At 72.1% G+C, this 15,737-nt stretch carries 13 protein-coding genes; 6 read left to right on the forward strand and 7 right to left on the reverse strand.

Annotation, left to right across the window (positions count from 1 at the left end):
* Window positions 1-73: 73 nt before the first annotated feature.
* Together ACLQ2N_RS12820 and ACLQ2N_RS12825 are read left to right on the forward strand one after the other, a co-directional pair.
* Window positions 74-718, forward strand: a complete 645-nt coding sequence (locus ACLQ2N_RS12820; protein ID WP_425812216.1) for a hypothetical protein — start codon at window positions 74-76, stop codon at window positions 716-718.
* Window positions 719-823: 105 nt separating this feature from the next.
* The gene (locus tag ACLQ2N_RS12825; RefSeq protein ID WP_425812218.1) at window positions 824-1,474 is read left to right on the forward strand and encodes a DUF7691 family protein; all 651 of its coding nucleotides are present in this window, start codon (window positions 824-826) and stop codon (window positions 1,472-1,474) included.
* On the opposite strand, the gene ACLQ2N_RS12830 is transcribed toward ACLQ2N_RS12825, so the two are convergent.
* The 6 genes from ACLQ2N_RS12830 to ACLQ2N_RS12855 all read right to left on the reverse strand — a co-directional run bounded on the left by ACLQ2N_RS12830 (window position 1,467) and on the right by ACLQ2N_RS12855 (window position 7,839).
* Window positions 1,467-1,667, reverse strand: coding sequence for a DUF4872 domain-containing protein (locus ACLQ2N_RS12830; protein WP_425812371.1), 201 nt, complete (start codon window positions 1,665-1,667; stop codon window positions 1,467-1,469). The genes ACLQ2N_RS12825 and ACLQ2N_RS12830 overlap by 8 nt on opposite strands.
* A 324-nt stretch (window positions 1,668-1,991) precedes the next feature.
* Window positions 1,992-2,414 (reverse strand): hypothetical protein, encoded by a 423-nt coding sequence (locus ACLQ2N_RS12835; protein WP_425812220.1) that lies wholly within the window; start codon window positions 2,412-2,414, stop codon window positions 1,992-1,994.
* Between the two features lie 344 nt (window positions 2,415-2,758).
* Window positions 2,759-4,033, reverse strand: coding sequence for an alpha/beta fold hydrolase (locus ACLQ2N_RS12840; RefSeq protein WP_425812222.1), 1,275 nt, complete (start codon window positions 4,031-4,033; stop codon window positions 2,759-2,761).
* Window positions 4,034-4,081: 48 nt separating this feature from the next.
* On the reverse strand, window positions 4,082-5,149 hold the full coding sequence (locus ACLQ2N_RS12845; RefSeq protein ID WP_425812224.1) for a hypothetical protein: 1,068 nt from the start codon (window positions 5,147-5,149) through the stop codon (window positions 4,082-4,084).
* 53 nt (window positions 5,150-5,202) lie between these two features.
* Entirely contained in the window at window positions 5,203-6,867 is a 1,665-nt protein-coding gene (locus ACLQ2N_RS12850; RefSeq protein ID WP_425812226.1) for an OPT/YSL family transporter, read from the reverse strand.
* Between the two features lie 138 nt (window positions 6,868-7,005).
* On the reverse strand, window positions 7,006-7,839 hold the full coding sequence (locus tag ACLQ2N_RS12855; RefSeq protein WP_425812228.1) for an IclR family transcriptional regulator: 834 nt from the start codon (window positions 7,837-7,839) through the stop codon (window positions 7,006-7,008).
* A gap of 452 nt (window positions 7,840-8,291) precedes the next feature.
* On the opposite strand from ACLQ2N_RS12855, the gene ACLQ2N_RS12860 reads away from it, so the two are divergent.
* The 3 genes from ACLQ2N_RS12860 to ACLQ2N_RS12870 all read left to right on the forward strand — a co-directional run bounded on the left by ACLQ2N_RS12860 (window position 8,292) and on the right by ACLQ2N_RS12870 (window position 13,575).
* Window positions 8,292-11,108 (forward strand): AfsR/SARP family transcriptional regulator, encoded by a 2,817-nt coding sequence (locus ACLQ2N_RS12860; protein WP_425812230.1) that lies wholly within the window; start codon window positions 8,292-8,294, stop codon window positions 11,106-11,108.
* Between the two features lie 143 nt (window positions 11,109-11,251).
* The gene (locus ACLQ2N_RS12865; RefSeq protein WP_425812232.1) at window positions 11,252-12,349 is read left to right on the forward strand and encodes a HesA/MoeB/ThiF family protein; all 1,098 of its coding nucleotides are present in this window, start codon (window positions 11,252-11,254) and stop codon (window positions 12,347-12,349) included.
* The gene (locus ACLQ2N_RS12870) at window positions 12,346-13,575 is read left to right on the forward strand and encodes a hypothetical protein (protein ID WP_425812234.1); all 1,230 of its coding nucleotides are present in this window, start codon (window positions 12,346-12,348) and stop codon (window positions 13,573-13,575) included. The genes ACLQ2N_RS12865 and ACLQ2N_RS12870 overlap by 4 nt, the downstream gene beginning before the upstream one ends.
* A 314-nt stretch (window positions 13,576-13,889) precedes the next feature.
* Here the strand turns inward: ACLQ2N_RS12870 and ACLQ2N_RS12875 are convergent, their stop codons facing one another.
* Window positions 13,890-14,672, reverse strand: coding sequence for a calcium-binding protein (locus tag ACLQ2N_RS12875; protein WP_425812236.1), 783 nt, complete (start codon window positions 14,670-14,672; stop codon window positions 13,890-13,892).
* A gap of 333 nt (window positions 14,673-15,005) precedes the next feature.
* On the opposite strand from ACLQ2N_RS12875, the gene ACLQ2N_RS12880 reads away from it, so the two are divergent.
* Window positions 15,006-15,611, forward strand: coding sequence for a lytic polysaccharide monooxygenase auxiliary activity family 9 protein (locus ACLQ2N_RS12880; RefSeq protein WP_425812238.1), 606 nt, complete (start codon window positions 15,006-15,008; stop codon window positions 15,609-15,611).
* The last annotated feature ends 126 nt before the right edge of the window (window positions 15,612-15,737 follow it).

A 15,737-nucleotide genomic window follows, 5' to 3' on the forward strand; every position in this document is an offset into this window, starting at 1 on the left:
CCCGGACGCGCGGTCCGGTTGTTGAACACTCCGGCTGTCGTACAGCGCAGCCCTTACCGCGAGTTAGGTCAAAATGATACGCAAGGGACGCATTGTCTTCGCAGTTGCCCTCACCGCCCTGGGCCTCGGGCTCACGGCCTGCAATGACGGCGAGGACGAGGCAACGGGGCAGGAATCGCCCTCGGCCTCCGCCCCGGCCTCGTCCGCCCCGAGCAGCGAAAGCCCCTCCGCGGAGCCGAGCGACGACGCTTCCGCCGTGCCCAGCGGTGACGTCACCGCACCGGGGACGAAGCTCAAGGTCGGTGACCGTGCGGTCCTGCCGTTCACGTACGGAACCTCCAAGAAGGGCACGGTCGCCGTGACCGTCACGGCGATCGAGAAGGGTACCGAGGCCGACATGGCCCCCTTCGGTGAGAAGGCCAAGGGCATGACGCCCTACTACATCCGCATGAAGGTGGAGAACGTCGGCGGTACCGACCTCTCCTACTCGTCGCTGAGGCTGCGCGGCAAGCTGGCGGGCGGCGCCCCCACGGGCGTCATCCTGATCGGTGACCTCCCGGGCAAGTGCGACAGCGAGACGGCCCCCCGCGACTTCACCACCAAGGGCGCCTCGTACGAGACCTGCTCGCTCAGCGCCACGAAGACCGATCCCATCGCGGTCGCCGCGTTCGAGGAGGGCGACGCGTACAGCGACAGCCCGGTCCTCTGGACCAGCTGACGACCCGTTGCCGAGCTCGCGGGCCAGGCCTCCCGGTTCGACGGGACGCCAGGCCCGCGACCTGCACCCCAGAGGTTGTCAGTGCCGGTTGGCATGATGGCGGTCATGAGTCACAACATCGCGTACTCCACTGCCGACAAGGCCGACGTCCTCGCCTTTCTGGGCGCCGAGGGCGATCTGAACGCCGATCAACGACGCCGCCTCGACGCGATGCGCGAGGCCGCGCAGGCCCACCAGGACGACCTTGACCACCAGGGCGTCGACTGGGGCCTGTCCGTCGTTCACGCCCTCGATCACCTGATCGCCGGACGCACCGACTCGGACGCCGAGTACGCGGGCAACGCCTACGTCAGCGCCTTGCAGCACATCATCGACCACAACGCATCCGACCCGATGCAGCTGGGCACCTACTCGAAGCCCTCGACGTTCTTCGGGCTGGTCGACGACCAGATGCGACGCGTCGGCGTCCCCGCCGAGCTGTTGCCCCACGGCTTCCTCTATGGCGGGCTGCCCCGCGGCTTCCCGTTCGTTCCGCACTCGGTCGACGGCTATCCCGCCATCGGCCATCTGCCGCTCGCCGCAGCCAAGCCCGCCGCCGAGGCGTACGGCGCCGTCCTGGACGAGATACCCGCTGACTTCCGGTACGACGTGCGAGAGCTGATCGAGAAGCTCGAGCAGGAGCACGACGAGTGGGAGTACGCCACGAAGAAGGTCGACTGGTACACCCAGGACACCCTCTTCTTCAGTCTCACCTAAGGCCTGTCCGGCCGAGTGCGCTGAGGGCCCGCATCGCCTCGTGTTCGACGCGCGCGAGCTCGCGGAGAACCGTCCCGGCCTCCGAGAGCCGCGTCGCGTCGCCGGTCCGCCCGGCCGCCGCAAGGAGTGCGGCGACCTGCGTCCACAACCCGGCGGCCTCGGCGTACAGGGCGGAACTCCCGGTCGGCCAGATGCCGGCCGATGGAGTCGATCACCGCGGCATGATGGGTCAGGCCGTGGGTGTCGACTCCGCCGGTGATCTCCGGGCCGTCGTGCGTCATGCTGGTCATGTCCGTCCTTGTGGCGTGTCCGTTGCGAGGGCGGCACGTGCCGGTCGGGCGGGTGGACAAGACAGTGACGGGGCTTCTGGACCAAGCTCCTATGAAGTCACAAACGCCCGTCCGGCCGCGTGCGTGGTGACGGCCGGCGGGCCGACAAATCCCAAACAGGACAGTCGAGACGTCAGTCAGTCGGAGGGTCAGACCCACCGGCGGCGTCACCACGAACATCATCACTGTCAGTCGTCGAGCATGGCCGCTCCGTACCCCACCGGCACCGAGAGGAACAGAAAGAACCAGTCGCGGTCCTGGGCCTCGGCCTTGAACAGGTGCGCCGCCTGGCCGGTGTCGTTGGCGAAGAGGTGCCAGGCGTCGCTGAAGTCACCTCCGTAGGGAGCGACGGCGATGAGGCAGAGGCCCAGAAGCGTGCCCAGATAGGTGCCCAGCGGAGTGGCGACGGCGCAGGTGACGGCCACCGACTGGCTGTGGTTGCTGTGGCTTCCGGCGACCAGACCGGTGACTCCGCCCATCACCAAGGCACCCCAAGTCATCAGCTCCGCTTGGTCCTTGATGATGAAGGCCCAGACCAAGGACAGTCCGGCCGTCATGCCGAGTGCGATCAGGATGCCTGTGCTGTCGTCGTCGTCGCTCGACTCGCTCACGCCGTCCCTCCCCCGTGAGATGAGGCGGCCTCCGCAACCCAGCGCGCCCCCGTGGCCGTATTCCACGATAGAGAAAGGACACGGAGCTGGACAGGTGTAGTGCTCACGAGAGTACGGCCCTCGGTCCGGCCGGCCCTCGGACGCTCGGCAAGGTGGCCCCGACGCCTCGGGGAACGTGCTGCTGGGCCCGCAGGCGATGACGGGCCGCGTCCCGTCCCCGGCCGCGGACGAGCCCCCGACTTCGCCGTCGAGGGCTCGTTCCGCATCCGGCGGCTTGCCTGGTGCCGCGTCAGCCAAGGTTCGCCCCGTCGCGACGCCCTGCACGCACCTTGGCTGACGCGGCATTAGGACAGGGACAGCAGGCGGTCCAGGACCCCCGGGTCGGCCTTCACCCCGTCGTGCAGATGGGTCTCGGAGACCCACGTCCGCAGGCCGCGGACCCGGGACGCCGTGGTCAGGGCATGGTCGTGGTCGACGTACATGTCCTGGCGGTACACCGCCGCGGCGACCGGCACCGTGTTGGCCGCGAGCCGGTCGAGGTCGTAGAGGGCGGGCCAGTCGGTGCGGTGGGCGAGCGCGTCCGCGGTCGCCTTCAGGGGGACGAGGGCCGGATCCTCCTCGAACATCCAGGGGTACATCATCTCGCCCGTGAAGTGCAGCGGCCCGCCCGCGGAGGCGTCGAACTCGGGGAACTCCGCCCGGACCCGGTGGGCGGACCATGCCGTGGGACGGCCGCCCTGCGCGTAGATCGCCTCGTGCAGGACCGCGTACAGCGGACGCGGCGCCAGGGAGACGACGGAGTCGACGCCCCGCAGGAACGTGTCGGAGAGGACCGGCCCGCCCCGCCCGGGGACGAAGGCGCACTCCAGCAGATAATGCAGGGAGTCGAAGGCGGACGCCGTGCCGAACGTGATCCCCAGCGTCTGGAACCGCCGTACCGACAGGCGCTCGCCCGACGGCATACGGACATCGTGGTCCGCCAGGTGCGCCGCGACGCGCCCGGCCAGGGCACGGTCGAGCGGGTAGCGTTCGAAGTACCGGGCATTGGCGGCGAGCGTACGCCGGTACGCCGCGCGGTACACGTCATCGGCGTGACCGGTGAGAGTGGGCAGGCCACCGGTGATCAGGGCCCGGTCGAGGCCCTCGGGGGCGAGGCCGAGATAGGTGAGCGTCGCGAAGCCGCCGAAGCTCTGGCCCAGGACCGTCCAGGGCCGGTCGCCCTGCATCCGGCGGCGCAGCAGTTCCGCGTCGCGGACGATCGAATCGGCCCGGAAATAGGCGAGGTACTGCGCGGCATCGGCCCGGCCGGCCAGTGTGGTGCGGTCAGCCGGGGTGGAGCGGCCGGTGCCGCGCTGGTCGAGGAGGACGACGCGGAACTCCTTCAGCGCGCGGCGCAGCCAGGCGCCCGCCGCGTTGGGCCGCTCCGCGCGCCCGCCCGGCCCGCCCTGGAGCCAGAGCAGCCGCGGCAGCTCACGGCGCTCCATGCCCTCGGCGACGACCTCCCGTGCGAAGACGGAGATGCCGGGCCCGCCGGGCCGGGCATGGTCGAGCGGTACATCGAGGGTGTGGTCGGTGCAGACGAGGCCGCCGTGGCGGTACGTGATCTGGTCGTCGGTCAAGTCCGGCTCCTGGGGCGGGGTGAACGGGGGCGGGTGCGCGGTCGTCGGTCAGTAGCCGGCGACGCCCAGCTCGCGGCAGATCTCGACCAGCTCCGGGTGCACGTACACGCCGTCCTTCTCGATGCACTCGCCGTCGAGGAAGATGGACGGGCCGAGGATCGAGCCGTCGGTGTGGGCGGCGGAGACCCACGGTTCGCCGCCGATCCAGGCGCCCTTGGTGCCGATGCCGAGCTCCACGCAGCCGAAGACGCGCTCGTCCTCGACGATGCGGCCGGTCGGCGCGGGCACACCCGGGTTGAACCCGAGGGACCAGTGGGCGACGCGGAACATGTTCGGGTCGTCCCAGGACTCCATCCAGCGGCGGAAGATCTCCGCGTCCTGACCCTCGCCGTCGATCTTCGTGACGACGCCCTTCTCGACGGTGCAGCGGACCGGGGTGCGCAGCAGACCGAGCTGGTCCGGCGGCCACAGGGCGCCGTCGAAGACGAGGACGCCGTCCTGGGTCTCCTCCAGCGGGTTCCAGGAGATCTGGCCGGAGAGCATGACGGTCTCGCCGGGATTCTCGGCGGGCTTGCCCCGCAGATTGATGGGGCGGTCGCCGTTGCGACCGGTGATGTCGGTGCCGTTGGCGGAGGTGATGCGGACCTCGTCCGCCTGCTCCAGGAGGCGGACCAGCGCCTTGCCGAGCTTGATGACGCCCTTGAAGTCGGGGCGGCCGACCGTTGCGACGAGCATGTGCACGTCCATCGCGGTGAGGTTGGTGTAGCGGCAGCCGTTCGCCATCGCGCGGCGGAACGCGTCGGAGTGCATCACGTACGAGACGGCGAACTCGATCCACACGTCGGCGTCGGCTATGGCGCCGGCGACGGGGCGCGGCGGCTCCATGGACGAGCTGGGCATCGTCTCGTACCAGACGACGACGGGGTGCGCCCCGGCGGCCGCGACGGCCTGGGCGGTGGCGTCCACGACCCGGCGGTCGCTGCTGGTGTCGCCGGTGAGGACGACGTGCTCGCCGGGCTTGACGAGCATGACCTGCTCGACGAGCTTGCGAGCGGCGAGGGCGAGTTCGTAGCTCAGGTACTCGGACCGGGGTTCGAGCCGGCTGAACATCTCCATGGATCTTCTCCTTGCGGTGGTGCGGGTGAGCGAAGGTGGTCGAGGGGGCGGGGTCAGCTCGCCTTGATGATCTGGGCGGAGTCGCCCAGGGAGCTGCCCGCGATGAGGCCGGCGCCGACCAGGTTCAGTTCCTCGTCGGCGGCGGGGCCGCGCCACTTGCGGTAGCCGACGCGTACGGCGAGCGCGGCGAGGACCATCCAGCAGGCGTTCGGGGTGAGGATCAGCAGGCCGGTGGCGAGCATGACGCCCATCTGCCGCTTGGTGCCGCCGATCAGCTGGATGGCGGCGCCGGGGATGGCCCACAGCAGCAGGGTGCGCAGCACACCCGGCTCGCCCAGGCCGTTCTTCACGGTGTCGGCGTAGACCTTGGCGACGGGCGGGATCAGCCCCTGCCTGAAGTACGACTGCCACAGGACGGCCACCACGACGAGGGCCGCGGCGAAGCCGATGAGGGCGGCGCGGAACTGCTCACGGCGCCCCTCCCGCTCGTACGGGTCCCAGGGCCGGTGCTCGCGGCGCAGCAGCCATCCGGCCTTCAGGTCGTAGCCCATGTCCGCGAAGGCGGGGCCGGTGGCCGACACGTAACCGACCAGCAGCGCGAGCGGCACCGACGGGATGCCGATGAGCAGCCCCAGGACCAGGAAGATCAGGGTGACGGCGAACGACGGGAACCAGCCGGACTGCATCGCGGCGAGCCCGACGATCAGCTCGTGCACGAGCGCGGCGAACGCGGCGAACAGCACCCAGCCGAGCAGGCCCAGCGGACTCATGTCACCGATCAGCCCACCGAGGACGGCGAGCAGCACGGCTCCGGCGACGAACAGGGCGTAGCCGCGTACGAGCGAGCGGCGCAGTGCCTTCTCGTCAACGGTGTACGAGGCCGTCTCGTCGTGTCCCGCAGGGGTCGCGGTGGCGGGCTGCCGCTCCGAGCGGCGGCGGACCAGCAGCACGACCGCCTGGCCGAGGGCGACGACGCCCGCGCCGACCATCACACCGTGCGGTACGTACCCGGCGCCGAGGTCGGTGTGGAACAGATCGGGGCTGAACTCGCGCAGACCGAGCCCCACGCCGAACATGAGCAGCGCCCAGACGTTTCCGAGGAAGGCGACACCGGCGGCGGACAGCGGCAGGCTGAACAGGGTGCCGCCCAGCCCGACGAGCGTGCCCGCGCCGAGCACCAGGGCCCGCTTCCCGCCCCTGTCACCGGCCTTGATCGTCTCGGCGGCGGCCTGCCCGGGCGGCCAGGCCGCGTCGGCGGGCAGCAGCCGGGAACCGAAGGAGCGGTAGAGCACCCAGGTGTCGATGAGCAGGCCCACGAAGGAACCGGCCAGCATCGGCCACACCAGGTCCTCGCGTCCGAAGACGTACGGCACCGCGATCGAGGTGAGCAGCGCGTTGGCGGAGGCGAAGGTGGCGGCGGAGATGGCGCTCTGGGCGAGGTTCTGCCGGTGCACGGAGCGCATCGAGCGCAGTCCGGCGAGCGGGATGCGGCCGATGAGCATGGCGAGCAGCGCGCCGACGACCGAGGTGTTGGCGGAGATCCCCAGCTTGGCTACCAGGTCCGCGCCGATGACGGCGCCGACGACGGACAGCACGGCGAGGACGACGAAGACGACGGGTTCGCGCACGCGAGGGTGGCCGGCGCCGGAGGATGTGGCGGCGGGGCCGGCGTCGGAGGGCGGCGGCGCGGTGGCCGACGGCGAGGTGTGATGCGACACGGAACACCCCTTGGTGGGTGGGCCCTGCCCCGGGGCGGGGAGGGACTTTCGGGCGGGCAGCGCTGATCCGCGTACTCCGGCACGATGCACGTCGTACGGATGTGTGGCCCGCCGGACAGCGCCGCCGGGCCGGGCGGGTCAGGAGCCGAAGGCGGCCGTGGCCTCCTCGGCTCCGGCCAGAACGAGTTCGGTGATGCGGTCCACGGCACGGGTGACGCGGTGAGCGGGCCCGATGACGGTGAGCGAGGCGGCGATGCCGCCGGCCTGGAACACGGGGGCGGCCACGGCGGCGACGGCCTCGTCGTACTCTCCGTGGCTGACGCTGTACCCCCGGGAGCGAACGTCCGCGTACCGGGCCAGGAGGGTGTCGAGGCCGGTGACGGTGTGGTCGTTGAAACGTTGGAGCGGGGTGGCTCCGAACAGGCGGCGGATCTCCGCTTCGGAGTAGTGGGCGAAGATCGCGTGGCCGGAAGCGCCGGCGTGGCCGGGCATCACGGCACCGACGATCGCGGTGTAGCGGACCGGGCCGGTGCCGTCGACGGCGGCGGCGCACCGGTATCCGGCGCCCTGCGGCACGTTCAGCACGACACTCTCGCCGGTCTCCCGCAGCAGCCCCGCGAGGATCGGCCGGACCAGTGACGGCAGCACACCGCTGTGCTCCCCGGCGCGCGCCAGCCGGGACACGGCGGGGCCGAGCCGGTAGCGGCGGGTGGTGGTGTCGCAGGTCAGGAAGGAGCGGGAGGCGAGCGTGGTGAGGATGCGCTGGGCGACGGCCTTGTCCCAGCCGTGCCTGCGCGCCATCTCGCTCACTCCCCACTCGGGGCGCCGCTCGGTGAACGACAGGAGGGCGAGCAGGGCGCGATCCGCTCCCTGCAGCACGCCGGGCTGGGGCGGAGCCAGGAAGTCCACGTCGCCGCCCTGGCCGGCTTCGTGGGCGGTGCCGCCGGCGGACGCGCCGTTCACCTCGTTCATGGCCTCGTCCCTTTCGTCGCTGGTCCCGGTGCGCTGAGCGCAACGCCGTTGCGCTCAGCGGTGAGAACTATGTGATCAGGGGGCCGTGGTGTCAAGGGTGTTTGTCCGATTGTTCGCTCGGCGGGCCTTACACCCCATGACATGGCCGAGACAGTGGCGCCTGGCCGCGCCGCCCGCGCGGTCCCACCGCTCGTTGCCCCCGGGGTGGCGCGCGGCCTGGCAACGGTTCGACGGGACGGCTCGGCCGCCGCCCGCGCCGGCCTCCTCGGGTCCGCGCAGCCCTGTTGCTGGCGACACTGGCCCGACGGGGACGGACCGCCGCCGGAGCCTTCGGGAAGCTTCCGCAGCCGCCATCACTGGCGGAGCCGCATCGCATCCGGCGACGACGTGGCGGTCTGCGTCGGCCGATGGCAAGATCGCATGCGCAAGGTACGGAGAACGGGGGAGGCCGGATGCGTTTTCGTATCCTCGGCCCCCTCGAAATATTCGACGGCACCCACTGGCGGGGGATCTCCGCCGCCAAGCCGCGGGCCCTGCTCGCCACGTTACTGGTGCGGCGCGGCACCCCCGTTCCGACGGACCGGCTGGCAACGGAGCTGTGGGGCGAGCGCGAACCCAGGGCGGCCGCCAACCTGATCCAGCAGTACGTGTTGCGTCTGCGCCGCGAACTCTCCGACCCGCAAGGCCGGTTGATCGTCACCCGGCCACCGGGCTACCAGGTCGTGCCCGACGGCGCGGACGATCTGGACGCCACCGCCTTCGCCCGGCTCGGTGAAACCGGCCGTGCCGCCCTGGCGGCCGGCGAGGCGGAACACGCGGCGGCTCTGCTCGCCGAGGCGCTCGCGCTCTGGCACGGCCCCGCGCTCGCCGACGTACCGGCCGGGCCGGTGGTGGAAGCCGAGGCGGCACGGCTGGACGAGCAGCGGCTCGATGTCCTCCACGCCCGTGTCGAGGCGGACCTGGCCTGCGGGCGGCATACCGAACTGGTGCCGGAACTGAGGCAGTCCGTGCGCGAGCACCCGCTCCGGGAAGGGCTCTGGGAGCAGCTGATGCTGGCGCTGTACCGGTCGGGGCGGCAGGCGGAGGCGCTCGACGCCTACCGGGAGGTGCACCGGCTGCTGGCCGACGAGCTGAGCGTCGAGCCGTCCGCCCCGCTGCGCGAGCTGCAACTGCGCATGCTGCGCGGCGATCCGGGACTCGCCGCCCCCACACCCGGCCCCCGGCCGCCGAAGGGGCCGGCCCGCCCCGGACGGGATCCGGCGCCACCGCGTCAACTCCCCGCCGCCGTCAGCGGGTTCGCGGGACGCCGGGCCGAGTTGCGGATGCTGGACGGGCCGCCCGGTGACGCGGCCACCGGCACGGGCCCGGCCGTACGGGCGATCACCGGCACGGCGGGCGCGGGAAAGACGGCGCTGGCGCTGCACTGGGCACACCGCGCGGCACCGGACTATCCGGACGGCCAGCTGTACGTGAACCTGCGCGGATTCGACTCCACCGCCGGGCCCATGCCGCCCGGCGAGGCGATCCGTGGATTCCTGGAGGCGCTGTCGGTGCCGCCGGAGCGGATCCCGGATCCACTGGAGGCGCGGGCGGCGCTGCTGCGCACCGAGACCGCTGGCCGCCGGCTGCTGTTCGTCCTCGACAACGCCACCGACGCCGCCCAGGTACGTCCCCTGCTGCCGGGCGGTGCCGGTTGTGCCGTGGTCGTCACCGGCCGAGGCCGGCTGGCCGGTCTCGCCGTCACCGACGGCGCCCTGCTGGTCTCCCTCGACGTGCTGCCGCGCGCCGAGGCGCACGAACTGCTCGTCGCCCGCCTCGGCGCGGACCGGGTCGCCGCGGAGCCGGAGGCGGTGGCCGAGCTGATCGAGCTGTGCGCCCGGCTGCCGTTGGCACTCGCCGTGACCGCCGCACGTGCCCTCGGCCGTCCCGGGTTCGCGCTGAGCGCGGTCGCGTCCGAACTGCGCGACACCAGAGGAAGGTTGGACGCCCTGGACGCCGGTGAGGGGGTGAGCAGCGTACGGACGGTCTTCTCGTGGTCGTACCTCCGGCTGGACGCCGGCACGGCCAGGGTGTTCCGGCTGCTCGGGCTGTACCCCGGCCGGGACGCCGCGACGCCCGCCGTAGCGGCACTGGCCCGGCTGTCGGTCCGGCAGGCCGCGGCGGCGCTGACCACGCTGGCCCGCGTCCATCTGATCGACGAGCACCACCCCGGCCGGTACTCCTTCCACGACCTGCTGCGCGCCTACGCGGCGGAGCTGGCGGCGACCGAGGAATCCGAAGCGTCACGCACCGAGGCGCTGCGCCGCCTGTTCGACCACTTCCTGCACACCGCGCACGCGGCGGGCCGGCGGCTCGCCCCGGTCCGCGCCGAACTGCCGCTGTCGCCGCCGGTGCCCGGTTCCGTGCCCCACCACCCGGACGGCTACGAGGAGGCGATGGCGTGGTTCGAGACGGAGCACGCCGCGCTGCTCGCGGTCACGGAAGCGGCGGGCCCGGCAGGCTTCGACGACCACGCCTGGCAACTGCCTCTCGTCATGGGGGACTTCCTTCACCTCAGCGGTCGCTGGCACGACTGGGCGGCCATCCAGCGCACGGCCATCGCCGCGGCCCGGCGGCAGGAGGACCGGGCCGGGACGGCCCTGTGTCATTGCGAGTCGGGCCGGGCCGCGATCCGGCTGGGGCGGTACGAGGAGGCCCGGGACGAGCTGTCGCGGGCACTGGAGCTGCAGCGCGAGCTGAACGACCTGGCGGCCCAGGCCCACACGTTGCGGGCGCTCGGCTGGTCGTACGAGCAGCAGGGCGACTACCGTGCCACGCTCCGCTGCGTCGAGCAGGTGCTCGAACTGGAGCGCGCGGCAGGCAACCGGGCCGGGTGGGGCGGCGCGTTGAACAATCTCGGCTGGTGCCATACCCATCTGGGCGACCACGAGAAGGCGCTCGCCTGCTGCGAGGAGGCGCTGCGACTGCACCGGGAGGAGGGCAGTCCGCTCGGTGAGGCGTACACCTGGCAGACCCTCGGCGTCATCCGCCGTGCCATGGGCCGGTACACCGAAGCACTCGACTGCTTCCGCCGGTGCCAGGAAGGGTTCCACCGGCTCGGCAACCGGTACGGCGAAGCGGTCGCGCTGCGCGGCCTCGGCGAGGTCATGCGCACCGTCGGCGACCCCGCGGGCGCGCGCGAGGCGTGGCGGTCCTCCCTCGCCCTCTTCGACGAACTCGAGCACCCGGACGCGGACGCCGTACGCGAACTGCTGCGGGCGACGGACTGAGCGACCGGCGGCGCGGGGCCGGACGGGCTTCTCCCGGCACCGGCCCAAAGCGCCGTCAAAGCGGAAGTTCAGCGCCGGACAGCAGAGTTGCGGCCATGCCCTGGGGGGTCCGGGGTCCGCTGAGGCCGAAAGCGAGTGGGTTGATGCGTGTCGCGCTCAAGGAGTGCACCTGGCAAGCGGTGGGGGAAGACCTGATCGTCGTCTTCGACCCCCGTGAGTCGATCACTCTGGAGGACCCCGAGGGGAAGGTCGAGGCGCTTCTCTCCGTGCTCCGCGAGGGGCCCCGCAGCGTCGACGGACTGCGGGCGGCGCTCGCCGCCCGGGGGGTCGAGGTGACCGGCCGGGAGCTCGACGGCGGACTGGAGGGGCTCGCGGGTCTGGGGCTGGTCGAACGCGACGAGGGCAGGTTCACCGGTGATCCGGCGGTGGACGAACGGCACTTCTCCAACCTGGCGTTCTTCGGCACCTTCTCGGACCTCGACCGGCACCGCACCGACTTCCTGAGCCGGGTGCGCGACGCGCACGTCCTGGTGCTCGGTGTGGGCGGCGGCGGTTCCTCGCTGGTGCAGTGCCTGGCGGGTCTCGGCGTCGGCCGGCTGACGCTGCTGGACCACGACCGCGTCGAGACCCGCAACTTCGCCCGCCAGTTCCTCTACCGGCACGAGGACGTCGGACGCTCGAAGGTCGAGCGCGCCGCCGCCTGGGTGCGGGCGTACGACCCGGAGATCGAGGTGCGCACCGTCGACCGCTGGGTCGCGGGCCCCGAGGACCTCGCCGACCTCACCGACGGGATCGATCTGATCGTGGGCGGCCTGGACGGCCATCCCGACGCCGGCCTGTGGGTGAACGAGGCCGCTGTCCGGGCCGGTGTCCCCCTGGTCGCCGGCGGCGCGACCCGCACGCTGCTCTCGTACATGTCCGTCGCCCCGGGGAGGAGCGCCTGCCTGGCCTGCGAGTTCTCGCAGCAACCGGAGGCGGGCACCGGCGCGGCGGCCGCGGAGGACCTCGTGCACGGCATGCGGACGACCAATCCGCTCATCGGCCCGGTGGCGATGCAGATCGGCTCGCTGATCGCGCTGGAGGGCCTGCGCTACCTCACCGGGTTCCAGGAGCCGCTGGCCGCCGGCGCCCGCATCCGGCTCGACCTGAGGGAGGGCCTGGCGGCCGGCCGGGTGCCGTTTCCCGACGTGCCGGACTGCCCGGTGTGCGCGCTGGCCCCCTCCCGGGCGGCCGCGGTATGAGCGAGCTGGACGGCCCGCCGCGGACCACCGTGCGGCTGCGACCGCTGAGCCTGGTGCCCGAGGGGGAGGACGAAGTCCTGGTGGGTGACCCGGGGACGGGGCAGTTCGTCGCCATCCCGAAGGTCGGCGGTGTGGTCATCGAGGCGCTGCTGCGCGGGGCGACGATCGCCGAAGCCGCCGCCGAGGCCGAGGAGTTCGCCGGGCAGCCCGTCGATGTGCCGTCCTTCGTGGAGACCCTGCGCGAGCTCGGCTTCCTCGACGAGGGACAGCAGGGCACACCGGTCCGCTCGGCTCCCGTGCAGGGCGGCCGGTGGCTGGACGGCGTCCGCCAGGAGGTCGCGCGGCCCTTCTTCGGGCGGGTGGCCTGGAGCTGCTACGCCGCGTGCGCGGTGCTCGCCCTCGCGGTGTTCGCGTCCCGGCCCGGCCTCTTCCCCGATCCGGCCACCGACGCGTTCGTCGTGGACGACATCGGCCTCGGCAGCCTGATCCTGATCCCGCTCGCCACCGTCGCCACGGCGATCCATGAGCTGGGGCACTGGTTCGCGGCCCGTGCCCTCGGCCTGGGGGCCAGATTCGGCATGGACCGGCGCATGGGGTTCCTGCTGGTCTTCGAGACCGACCTGACCCAGCTGTGGACCGTCCCGAGACGCAAGCGGTACGGGCCGCTGCTGGCCGGCCTCGCCCTCGACGCGGTGCTGCTCGCCGTGCCGCTGGTGGCGCGGCTGCTGATCGACACCGGGGCGTGGGCAGCGCCGGATCCGCTCGACGCGGTTCTCGCCACCTGGATCTACGTGAAGCTCACCGCGATGCTGTGGCAGTGCATGGTCTTCCTGCGCACGGACCTGTACGCGGTGCTGGTCAACGCGCTGGGCTGCCGCGACCTGTGGCGGGTCTCGACGCTGATGCTCCGGCGAGCCGTGGGGCGCCTGGACGCCGCAGGTGCGGCGGAGCTGGCCGACGCGCATCCGGCCGATGCGCGGGTCGGGCGCTGGTTCCGCTGGGTGCGGTTCTTCGGGGCCGCGCTGACCCTGGTGTGGGCGGGGCTGTTCCTGGCGCCCTCCGCGTGGGAGGTGCTGCGCTGGGCCGCCGACCGGCTCGGCACGGGCCCCGCCACCGGACAGTTCTGGTGGGCGCTGTTGTGCACCGCGGTCTGTCTGACTCCCTTCGTTCTTCCCGCGGTCCTCTCGGTCCGTGAGCGCGCACGGCGGCTCACGACGAGGACCTGAGACCCCGCGGGTACCGGTCCACCCGGCCAGACCACTGGCCGGGGCAGGTCATCCAGCCACGAGGAGGTGAATCGCATGGAGATCAAGGTCCGCAAGGTCGAGGACGTGAAGGCCACGGGGCTTCAGGTCTGAGCGTCCGGCGGCGGCCCCGCCGCCGCACGCGCCCGACCCGCCGCACCGCGGATCGGGCGCGCAACAGCCGCTGGGGAGGGAAAGGGACTCCGGTTCCTCCCCTCCCCAGCGGGCACCCGCTCCTGGCACACCACCTCGCCGAAGGCGTACGCGTCCGCCGCCGCCGTGGGGGAGAGCGGCGGCTACGGAAGGACGATGTCGCGGCCGTCCCCGCCGTCGAGGGAGTCCTTCCCGGTGCCACCGCAGAGGAAGTCGTCGCCCCCTTCACCGTGCACCACGTCGTCGCCCGAGCCGCCGAAGACGATGTCCCGGCCGTCCCCGCCCATGACGTGGTCGTCGCCGGGGCCGGCGTACACGGTGTCGTCACCGCCGTAGCCCTCGATCATGTCGTCGCCCCGGCCACCCCACATCCGCTGGTTCTCGCTGTCGCCCATCAGGTGGTCCATGCCGTCGCCGCCGTACAGGGTCCCGGGCCCCATGACCATGTCGTCCCCCGCGTCGCCCAGGACCGTGCGGGCGGTGTGGGCGTGCAGCTCGTCGTCGCCCGCGCCGCCGCTGACCGTGTTCATTCCGGGGGTGAAGGCGGCGACCGTGTCGTCGCCGTCGCCGAGGAAGACGTCGATCCTGTCGGGGCGCGCGCGGTCGGCGGGCAGCTCGCAGACGACGCCGGTGGTGTCCCCGGCCCCGGCGTACGCACAGTGCTCGCCGGGTGCCAGCGGGACCACGTCTCTGAAGCCGATCCGGCGGATCCCGTCGCTCGTGTACATCGGGTAGACGCTGAGGTCGTTGGTCTGTCCCGCGGCTGCGGTGAAGACGATCGACTGCGTCTCCCAGTCGGCCCCGACGCGTGCCTTCGCCTCGGTGGCGGGCACGGCGGCGGAGGCGCCGGCTACGGGGCCGGCGGAGAGGCCGGCGCATAACAGGGCCACGGCGACGGCGCTGACGGCGGCTCGGTTCCGGTTCATGAGACCTCGTCTCGGGGGAGTGGCGGTGGACGGTCCGACCCGGTCCGCGCCGGCCTGTGCGGTGTGGTGCTGCCGGGGCCGGGGGGACCGGGTGGTGAAGGGCAGTCTTCCGTGCCGGCGCGGATCCGCAAGAGGGCAGAGCCGGAAGGCGGCCCTTGCCGTCCGGGATGACCGACGTGATTTGTTCATTGACATGTCCCGTGAAAGTCGTACCGTTGGGAGCGCTCCCATGACAGCTTCGCCACTGGAAGGAGTTCCCCCCACATGTACAACAAGACCCCGTTAGCGGGACGTTCGAGGCCGCACCTCCGCCGGCCCCTCCAGGCACTCGTCATGCTGTTCGCCGCCGTCGTCGGCGCGCTGGCCTGGTCGACCCCGGCCCAGGCGCACGGCACGATCATCGACCCCGCCAGCCGCGCGTACCGGTGCTGGGAGACGTGGGGCAGCAACCACATGGACCCGGCCATGCAGACGCAGGACCCCATGTGCTGGCAGGCATGGCAGGCCAACACCGACACCATGTGGAACTGGATGAGCGCCCTGCGCGACGGCCTCGGCGGCCAGTTCGAGGCGAAGACCCCGGACGGCACGCTCTGCAGCAACAACCTGTCCCGGAACGCGAGTCTGGACAAGCCCGGGGCCTGGAAGACCACCACGGTCGGCGACGACTTCTCGGTGCACCTGCGCGATCAGGCGTCCCACGGTGCCGACTACTTCAAGGTCTACGTGAGCAAGCAGGGCTTCGACCCCAAGACCCAGACCCTGGGCTGGGGCAACCTCGACTTCATCACGCAGACCGGCCGCTACGCGCCGGCGCAGGACATCACGTTCCCCGTTCAGACCTCCGGATACACCGGACACCACATCCTGTTCGTGATCTGGCAGGCATCGCACCTCGACCAGGCATACATGTGGTGCAGCGACGTGAACTTCGCCTGAGCCGAGGGGCATCGCACGTGGCACCGGTCCCGACCGGGTGCCGCTGAGGTGCCGCCCGGCCCACCGGGCTCCGCCGGGACAGGGAAACCCTGCCCCGGCGGAGCCTCCGGCATTCGGCACGGCCTC

Origin of the sequence: Streptomyces sp. DT224, from assembly GCF_049844595.1 — a bacterium.
Classification (GTDB): Bacteria; Actinomycetota; Actinomycetes; order Streptomycetales; family Streptomycetaceae; genus Streptomyces.

What these genes read in the sequence shown, in the direction of transcription:
- ACLQ2N_RS12825 (WP_425812218.1), top strand. Translation starts at nt 824, where the DNA reads ATGAGTCACAACATCGCGTACTCCACTGCCGACAAGGCCGACGTCCTC.
- ACLQ2N_RS12820 (WP_425812216.1), top strand. Translation starts at nt 74, where the DNA reads ATGATACGCAAGGGACGCATTGTCTTCGCAGTTGCCCTCACCGCCCTG.
- ACLQ2N_RS12875 (WP_425812236.1), bottom strand. Translation starts at nt 14,672, where the DNA reads ATGAACCGGAACCGAGCCGCCGTCAGCGCCGTCGCCGTGGCCCTGTTA.
- ACLQ2N_RS12870 (WP_425812234.1), top strand. Translation starts at nt 12,346, where the DNA reads ATGAGCGAGCTGGACGGCCCGCCGCGGACCACCGTGCGGCTGCGACCG.
- ACLQ2N_RS12865 (WP_425812232.1), top strand. Translation starts at nt 11,252, where the DNA reads ATGCGTGTCGCGCTCAAGGAGTGCACCTGGCAAGCGGTGGGGGAAGAC.
- ACLQ2N_RS12845 (WP_425812224.1), bottom strand. Translation starts at nt 5,149, where the DNA reads ATGGAGATGTTCAGCCGGCTCGAACCCCGGTCCGAGTACCTGAGCTAC.
- ACLQ2N_RS12860 (WP_425812230.1), top strand. Translation starts at nt 8,292, where the DNA reads ATGCGTTTTCGTATCCTCGGCCCCCTCGAAATATTCGACGGCACCCAC.
- ACLQ2N_RS12855 (WP_425812228.1), bottom strand. Translation starts at nt 7,839, where the DNA reads ATGAACGAGGTGAACGGCGCGTCCGCCGGCGGCACCGCCCACGAAGCC.
- ACLQ2N_RS12880 (WP_425812238.1), top strand. Translation starts at nt 15,006, where the DNA reads ATGCTGTTCGCCGCCGTCGTCGGCGCGCTGGCCTGGTCGACCCCGGCC.